The organism is Synechococcus sp. W60.1 (assembly GCF_047461575.1).
In the GTDB taxonomy this organism is placed as follows: Bacteria; Cyanobacteriota; Cyanobacteriia; order Thermostichales; family Thermostichaceae; genus Thermostichus.
Genome location: NZ_JANSHL010000010.1, coordinates 99,412 through 106,326, shown reverse-complemented (window position 1 = coordinate 106,326; position 6,915 = coordinate 99,412). Strand labels below are relative to the sequence as shown.

At 57.9% G+C, this 6,915-nt stretch carries 9 protein-coding genes; 6 read left to right on the top strand and 3 right to left on the bottom strand.

Annotated features, from left to right (window positions below; all coding sequences use genetic code 11):
* Positions 1–6: 6 nt before the first annotated feature.
* Entirely contained in the window at positions 7–1,200 is a 1,194-nt protein-coding gene (locus NW805_RS10115; protein ID WP_414422408.1) for an RNA-guided endonuclease InsQ/TnpB family protein, read from the bottom strand.
* A gap of 214 nt (positions 1,201–1,414) precedes the next feature.
* Here NW805_RS10115 and NW805_RS10110 point away from each other — a divergent pair, with 214 nt between their 5' ends.
* The 4 genes from NW805_RS10110 (at position 1,415) to NW805_RS10095 (ending at position 3,480) form a co-directional block, all read left to right on the top strand.
* Complete coding sequence (locus tag NW805_RS10110) at positions 1,415–1,873, top strand: MAPEG family protein (RefSeq protein WP_414344246.1); 459 nt, start codon at positions 1,415–1,417, stop codon at positions 1,871–1,873.
* A gap of 151 nt (positions 1,874–2,024) precedes the next feature.
* Positions 2,025–2,294 (top strand): hypothetical protein, encoded by a 270-nt coding sequence (locus tag NW805_RS10105; RefSeq protein WP_414332008.1) that lies wholly within the window; start codon positions 2,025–2,027, stop codon positions 2,292–2,294.
* Between the two features lie 36 nt (positions 2,295–2,330).
* Positions 2,331–3,011 (top strand): energy-coupling factor ABC transporter ATP-binding protein, encoded by a 681-nt coding sequence (locus NW805_RS10100; RefSeq protein ID WP_414331746.1) that lies wholly within the window; start codon positions 2,331–2,333, stop codon positions 3,009–3,011.
* Positions 3,012–3,267: 256 nt separating this feature from the next.
* A complete protein-coding gene (locus NW805_RS10095; RefSeq protein WP_011434185.1) occupies positions 3,268–3,480 on the top strand; it encodes a CP12 domain-containing protein in 213 nt (70 codons plus the stop codon).
* A 240-nt stretch (positions 3,481–3,720) separates the two neighbouring features.
* On the opposite strand, the gene NW805_RS10090 is transcribed toward NW805_RS10095, so the two are convergent.
* A complete protein-coding gene (locus NW805_RS10090) occupies positions 3,721–4,524 on the bottom strand; it encodes an FTR1 family iron permease (RefSeq protein ID WP_414422402.1) in 804 nt (267 codons plus the stop codon).
* 49 nt (positions 4,525–4,573) lie between these two features.
* Positions 4,574–5,065 carry a peptide-methionine (R)-S-oxide reductase MsrB gene (gene msrB / locus NW805_RS10085; RefSeq protein ID WP_414422401.1) on the bottom strand — a complete coding sequence of 164 codons (492 nt, stop codon included), beginning with the start codon at positions 5,063–5,065 and terminating at the stop codon, positions 4,574–4,576.
* Between the two features lie 276 nt (positions 5,066–5,341).
* Between msrB and ndhN the strand changes: the two genes are divergently transcribed.
* Together ndhN and NW805_RS10075 are read left to right on the top strand one after the other, a co-directional pair.
* A complete protein-coding gene (gene ndhN, locus NW805_RS10080) occupies positions 5,342–5,785 on the top strand; it encodes an NAD(P)H-quinone oxidoreductase subunit N (protein WP_414344253.1) in 444 nt (147 codons plus the stop codon).
* Between the two features lie 88 nt (positions 5,786–5,873).
* Positions 5,874–6,914 (top strand): LdpA C-terminal domain-containing domain, encoded by a 1,041-nt coding sequence (locus tag NW805_RS10075; protein WP_414422400.1) that lies wholly within the window; start codon positions 5,874–5,876, stop codon positions 6,912–6,914.
* The last annotated feature ends 1 nt before the right edge of the window (position 6,915 follow it).

The window sequence follows — 6,915 nt, the reverse complement described above, 5'->3', positions numbered from 1 at the left end:
AGTAAACTACCCGGCCCTGACTGCTTCGCAGTACAGGGCGGGCTTTCGGTAGCCCTGCAGTTGGCAAGCCAACCACGGGCCTCTAGGCTGGTTTACGACAGCCCCAAGCTTGGCAATCATGTTGGCCCCATTCCAGTCCGCATCCCCTTCCCATCCACAGTGCCCACACTTGAACTGCTTCCCACTGCGATAGGATTGCGCAGGGTCGGGATGAATGTGCAAACACCGGTGGCAGGTCTGCGACGTGTAGGCAGGCGGCACCAGAATCAAAGCAACCCCTGCACGCAGAGCCTTGTATTCCAGAAACTGCCTCAGCTGGTAGAACGCCCAACTGTTGGCCCTGCGCCGTTCAGCTTTGCTGCGTGGCTGTTGATTGACCCTTTCCCGGATCCCTGTCAAGTCTTCCAGAGCAATAGCGCTGTTTGTGACCTTTGCCCTAGAGACAATAGCTTTGGAGATGCGATGATTGACCCACGCTTGAAAGCGTCTCTCCTTGCCAGACAGCCGTTGCAGCAGTTCTCTGCATCTGCGCCGCGAACTGCGTGTGCCCTTACTGGCTTTGCGTTGGAGTGCCGCCCTCAACCGGGAGTAGTGGTCGCGGACTCTGTTCAACTGCTGTCCATTCCAGTTGTCCCCGTCTGACGTATGGGCGATATCCGTCCTGCCCAAGTCCACCCCGATCACCCTGTCGGTATCTTGTTGCTTGGGTGGTTTTTTCTCTACGCAAATCTGGATGTAGTAGGAGCCATCCTTCCGCTGGACTAGGGTGGCCGATTTGGGGTTAGAGCCAGCCAGCATTCCCCTCTGGTAGTTACCAATGGCTAGCTCAAAGCGTTCTCTCCCTTCCACCGTGGTCAGCGACACCGTCCAGTCTTTCTCGCGGAATGAAAAGATACGTGCGTCGTAGGTAACGAACCTACGCTTGAACTCTTTAACCGGACGGTTGCGCTGTCTCGCCACTTTGCGAGCGCCTGCCACCCGTCTGCACACCTGTTGAGCCAAGTTACTGGACAAGCCGAACCGGGCTCGAATCTCGTAGTAGCAAAGGGATTGCAGTTTGACCGCGTTGACGATCTTCTCCGGCGTGTTCTGGTTGACCCAGTTCAAGGCTTGGCCAAAAGCCTCCATCGTCGCGTCCAATTTGGCGGCTTGCGACGGGGACACCTTGAGCTTACAGGATATGGTCAGGACTTGGCTCATAAGTTCATTGTACTTCATCAAAGCGCATTCCTCCCGGCACTGACCCTACGGGTACAGTGCGGGGCTCCTGCGATTTCTAGCTGACGCAAGCATCTGCCTGGATAGACAGCCCGATAGATGGATAATGGTTCTGGTGTTGATTTTCCCGGCAATAGCTCCTGCCCGAGCTGAGCTCCTTCCTCTCCCCTGTTATCTTGCACCGTCCTTTTGCCTTATGTTGCCAAGCCTTCCTCTCGCAGCTATCCCCCTGTTCTCTATTGCGGCAGCCATGCTCTTGGTCTATCTGCCCATGGGGGTGGTGGGCTATGCCCGTGCCCGCGTTGGCTACGACCTGCATGCCCCTCGGGCTATGTTCGATAGGCTACCTCCCTACGGGCAGCGGGCCACCTGGGCCCACGCCAACGGGTTTGAGACCTTTGGGATGTTTGCGGCAGCAGCGTTGATCGCCTACATCACCGGCCCTCACTCGGATCCCTGGTATTTTGGCCTCAGCGGAGATGAAGGGGTAGCTGTGCTGTGTGGGGTGTTTCTGCTGGCGCGGCTGCTCTACAACTTTTTCTACATTGCCGATATTCCCATTGGGCGATCCCTCTCCTTCTTGGCGGGATCCCTGGCCACGTTGGGCCTGTTGCTGATTAGCCTGCTGCCTTTTCTCGGCACCGGCCTGGCCTAATCTGGCGAGAGAAACTCCCCCGTCATTTGTTGAGCCTGCCGGTACCCTGGCCCAACCTGCGATACTGGAAAAGGACTTCGTCCTGCTGTCGCCAACGGCGTCCTCTGGGTGCCTCTCTTTTGTCCCACGGCCCACTACGCAACGGTCAGCCATGTACACTCTGGAACTGCTCCTGAAAGGGAACCCTGCCCCCATCGTTGTCCACCAAAAAGAGGAAGAAGCGGCCAACCGGGCCTACCAAAGCATCGTCAATGCTCTGCAGAGTGGATCCCCTCAGAGTTTGGAGCTGACCTGCGACCGCACCGGCAAAAAGGTGTTCCTGCTCACCGGTGAGCTATGTGGCGTGCAAATGACTTCCAAGTCGGGCGGCGCCAGCCCCATGGGAGCCCGTCCCGGTTTTTTGGCCCAGTTGCAAAGCTGAGGACAGCCCTTTTCTCTCTGCCGCTAAGGGATCCCCATGTCTGAGGTGGCCATTCGGGTGGAGAGCCTGACCTTTGCTTGGCCGGAACGTCCGCCGGTTTTGCAGGCGTGCAGTTTTGTCATTCCCAAGGGCCAGTTGTGGATGCTGTTGGGGCCCAATGGCAGCGGCAAGTCCACTTTGTTGCAACTGTTGTCCGGATCCCTGACCCATCCCCAGCCCCTTTCGGGCCACCTGGAGATTCGCGGTCGGCTGGGCTATGTGTTTCAAAACCCGGATCACCAACTGTTCATGCCCACGGTGGGAGCCGATGTGGCCTTTGGCTTGGGAGCAGAGGCTCTGACCTTGGCGGAAATTCACCAGCGGGTGGAAACAGCCTTGGAGCAAGTCGGATTAAAGCACCTGATCCGTCGGCCCATCCACGGCCTCAGCGGCGGACAGAAGCAACGAGTGGCAGTGGCAGGGGCTTTGGCCCGGCGCAGCGAGGTGCTGCTTTTGGACGAGCCGACAGCCCTGTTGGATCCCGACAGCCAGGCGGATTTGCTGCGGTGCATCCGGCAACTGGTGGATCAAGAAGGCATCACCGCCCTTTGGGTAACCCATCGGCTGGCGGAACTGGAATGGGCAGATGGGGCGATTTTGCTCTCGGAAGGTCAAGTGCGTCAACAGGGATCCCCAGAGCAGGTGCGGCAACGGATTGAACAACTGTTTGGGGCCTGAGGGATCCCTGCGCATCCTGATCCCAAAGAGATCGCGAAAGCGCAGCTGCACCCCCCTGCCGTCACTGTTTAGAATGGGTAATGTATCCGGTTGATCAATTCGGTTGGCACAAGGTCATTATCCTGAACTTATTCCCCGTCTGGATCGGCTGGTTTCTACTTGTTGATCCGGGATTACGCTGGATCCCTGCAGATTTGCGTCAGCCGGTTACATCAGCGGGCCACCGGCCCCATCTAGTCTAAAGGAGCTTGAGAACATGGGACTGTCTGAAGTGATCGCCAAAGAGCTGGAAAATGCTCGCAACGTCTGCTCTGAGTACGGCGAAGGGGATCCCCACTGCCGTGCGGCCTGGGATGCGGTTGAAGAAGTGCTGGCAGCTCGCAGCCACCAGCCGAGGACTCCCAGCAGCCTAGAGCAGCACTGCGCTGAAAACCCAGATGCTGTTGAATGCCGGGTCTACGATACCTGATTCTCGGGAAGTCTACGGTGTAGATGATCTCTGTCGATTCCCTAGGGATCGATGGGGATCTAGGCTTGGGGTTCCTGACAAAATCCAGCAGCCTGCCGGATCCTTATCCGGTGGGTCTTGCTTTTCTGGGTTGGAAGGCGTGACTGGGTGCAGCCTTTTGGTTGCCATCCATCGAAACCAAAACCAGGACTCATCAAGCTCAAGGCTGGTGGAATCCACAGGGCTCGTGGAGAACGTTTTTCACGAAGAAAGCTTTCGAGCCGGATCAGCTCGCAGCCATTGCCCCACCCACAAGGCGAAGGCTATTCCCAGCAGCAGCAGTTGGGGGAGCAGCGTCTGCCAAGTGGGATATATGCCCAGCCAGCGCAGCTTTGGGATCCCGACCAGGGGGGTGATGGGCAGCCAGTCCGCCACCTGCAGAGCGTGCAGGCCACTGCCCAAAAACTTAAAGCCCAAATAGAAAACCAGCAGACTCAGGCCCCGGAAAAAAACTCCCAGCGGCAATTTCAGCCCCACCTGCAGCAGCAAGATCGCCAGTGCCACCAACACCAGGGATCCCAGGCCGATCCCCGCCCAAAAATCTTTTGCCGAGAGGGAAGAGGCCAACCCCACATAAAACAGCACCGTTTCCGCCCCCTCGCGAAACACCGCCACAAAGGCCAGAAAAGCCAAGGAAAAAACCTGACCCGTGGCCAGTGCCGCCTGCGCCTGTTCCCGCGCAAAGGTTTGCCAAGAAACCACTGCAGCCCGGCGGTGCAACCAAAGGCTGACCGAAAACAACAAACCTGCTGCCGCCAGCCCGGTGATCCCTTCCAGCACCTCTTGCCGCGTGTGGGTGAGCATCTGCTGGAAAAACAGCTTCACCAGCAGACCGAGCATCACCGCTGCCAGCAAGCCCGCGGATCCCCCTATCCACACCCAGCGCTTCTGAGCCGATTGCCCGCTCTTGCTCATAAGGGCCAGCAGTGCCACCAGCACCAAGAGAGCTTCCAGGCCCTCCCGCAGCAGAATCGAAGCAGCATCCAGGAACGTGTAGTCCGACATAGGCTCACCCAGACAGGCGGCTCAGTTTTAGCTGGAGCCAAGAGGATTTCTAAGTGGTGGCTGGGATGAACTTGAGGGCAGCAGAATTGATGCAGTAGCGCAAACCCGTGGGTGGGGGGCCATCCCGAAACACATGCCCCAGATGCCCACCGCAGTTAGAGCAGTGGACTTCCGTGCGGGGCACAAACAATTTCCAGTCCGTCTTGGTGCCGATCACATGAGGAGCAATCGGCTCCCAAAAGCTGGGCCAACCGGTGCCACTGTCGTACTTGGCCGCCGAGGAAAACAGCTCCTGACCACAGCCGGCACAGACATAGATACCTGGGGCTTTGTTGTCGTAGTAAGCGTTGCGGAAGGGGGGCTCAGTGCCCTCTTGGCGCAGCACATAGTATTGCTCTTCGGTGAGCAGTTGCCGCCACTCGGCGTCGGTTTTGGTGAAGGGATAAGTCTGTTGGGCCATTGCTCTTTGCTCTCCTGCTAAGCTGAGGGGTGCTGTGACGAACCCGGCCACTGCCGAGGTCAATAGCTCGCGTCGTCGCATCGTGAGGTTCATCTGTCGTCGCTGTGTGAGTGACAGGGAGGCGATCCCTGCTCAGAGGGATCCATCCGCCTTTGTCCGCCACCTGTGGGTTGAGACCTGCAAGCAGGTTACCCGTATCTTAACCCTTCTTTACGCTCCCTTCTGCAAAACAGGGAGATAGCCAGTATTCTATGGGTTCCATTGGCAGCTTCTATCCCCAGCTTCAGGCGCCATCCCGTTACAATGAGCGCAGGTGGGCTGCTTGTCCAACCCTAGACGAGTAATGGAGTTCTTCCTATGCTGCTGGTCGGCTCAGGTGCAAAGTTTGTGCAGCAACTGGAGCAATCTGGGGCTTTGGCCATCTTTGTAACCCCAGAAGGGGGATCCGAAGGGCACTACCTGCGGCGGCTGCGCGGAGCTGGGTATGAGGTGGTCACCCTCTCCAGTAAGGGAATCGGGGATCTGGCCAGCTATTTGACGCGCATTCATGGGGTACGGCCTGCCACATTGGGCAAATCGGAGCGGCGCACCTATTTCTTTCCCGCGTTGATCGAGCAGTATCGGGCCACCTTGCCCCCAAAAGCTAAGGGGTTGGTGTTCTGGTTTTACGAAGGGCATGTGTTCAGCCAACAGGAACTCTCCTACCTGGTGAAGCTGAGTCGGGAAGACAAGGGAGTGAAGTTTGTGGTGGAACTGGGCCGAGAACGGTCAATTCGTTGGCAACCTCTGCAGAGCGCCTGAACCTCTCTTCAGGATCCTGGAAATTTCTTTGCTACCATCTCAAGTAGATGGCCTGCGGCTCAGATCCCCATCCTGCTAGCGGTTTCTCGTGTCTGTGACCTTGCCAACCGCCTCGCTGCAACAGGGTACTTGGTTTAAGCTGATCTGCGGCGCAAGTTTCCACCACTTGCCCTCGGTTCGGGAGCTGGCTTTCCTTTACACGCTGGCCGGGGCAGATTGCATTGATGTTGCTGCCGATCCGGCCATTGTGCGGGCCGCTCAAGAAGGGATCCAACGGGCACAAGCCGAAGATCCCCAGGCGGGGTTCCCTTGGTTGATGGTCAGCGTCAATGACGGCGAAGACGTCCATTTCCGCAAGGCGGTGCTGACGGCTCCTGTTTGTCCTGCCGACTGTCCTCAGCCTTGTCTGGCAGTTTGTCCCCCTCATGCTTTGATCCAGGCAGCCCTTCCTGCTCAAGTCCACATCCAGACAGAGCTGTGCTACGGCTGTGGGCGCTGTGAGCCGGTTTGCCCCCACCGGCGCATTGCTACCTTCGGCTACCAAGTGGCTCTGTCAGAAGTTTTGCCGCCTTTGGTCGAGCTGGGCATTCAGGCGGTGGAGATCCACACCTGCATCGGTCGCCAGAGGTCATTCGAGCAATTGTGGGGATCCCTGAAGCCCTGGCTACCTCAGCTCCAGGCAATCTCAATTAGCTTTAACGATGGCCCGGGCCTAGAGGCTTACTTAAGGGATTTGCTGGCTCTTATGGATCCCTTGCCGGAAGTGTTGATCTGGCAGGTGGATGGCCGGCCTATGAGTGGCGATATCGGAGCTGGCACCGGCAAAGCCACCCTGAAATTGGCCGAGAAGGTGCTGAACATGGGCCTGCCCGGCTATGTGCAATTGGCAGGAGGAACCAACGCCCAAACGGTGCCGCTGTTGGATCCCCGGTGGCCGGTGGCGGGGGTAGCCTTCGGCAGCTATGCGCGACAGTTGGTGTCAGCCTATCTGGAAGAGCCAGCTCACAGCTCATCGGAGTCAGGATGGAATCCTGGATTGGTGGCAGGGATCCCGTTGGCCAAGCAGTTGGTGCAGCAAGTAAAGCGGCGATCCGTTGCTTTTAGGCAAACCTGTTTTTCCTGCGTTTAAC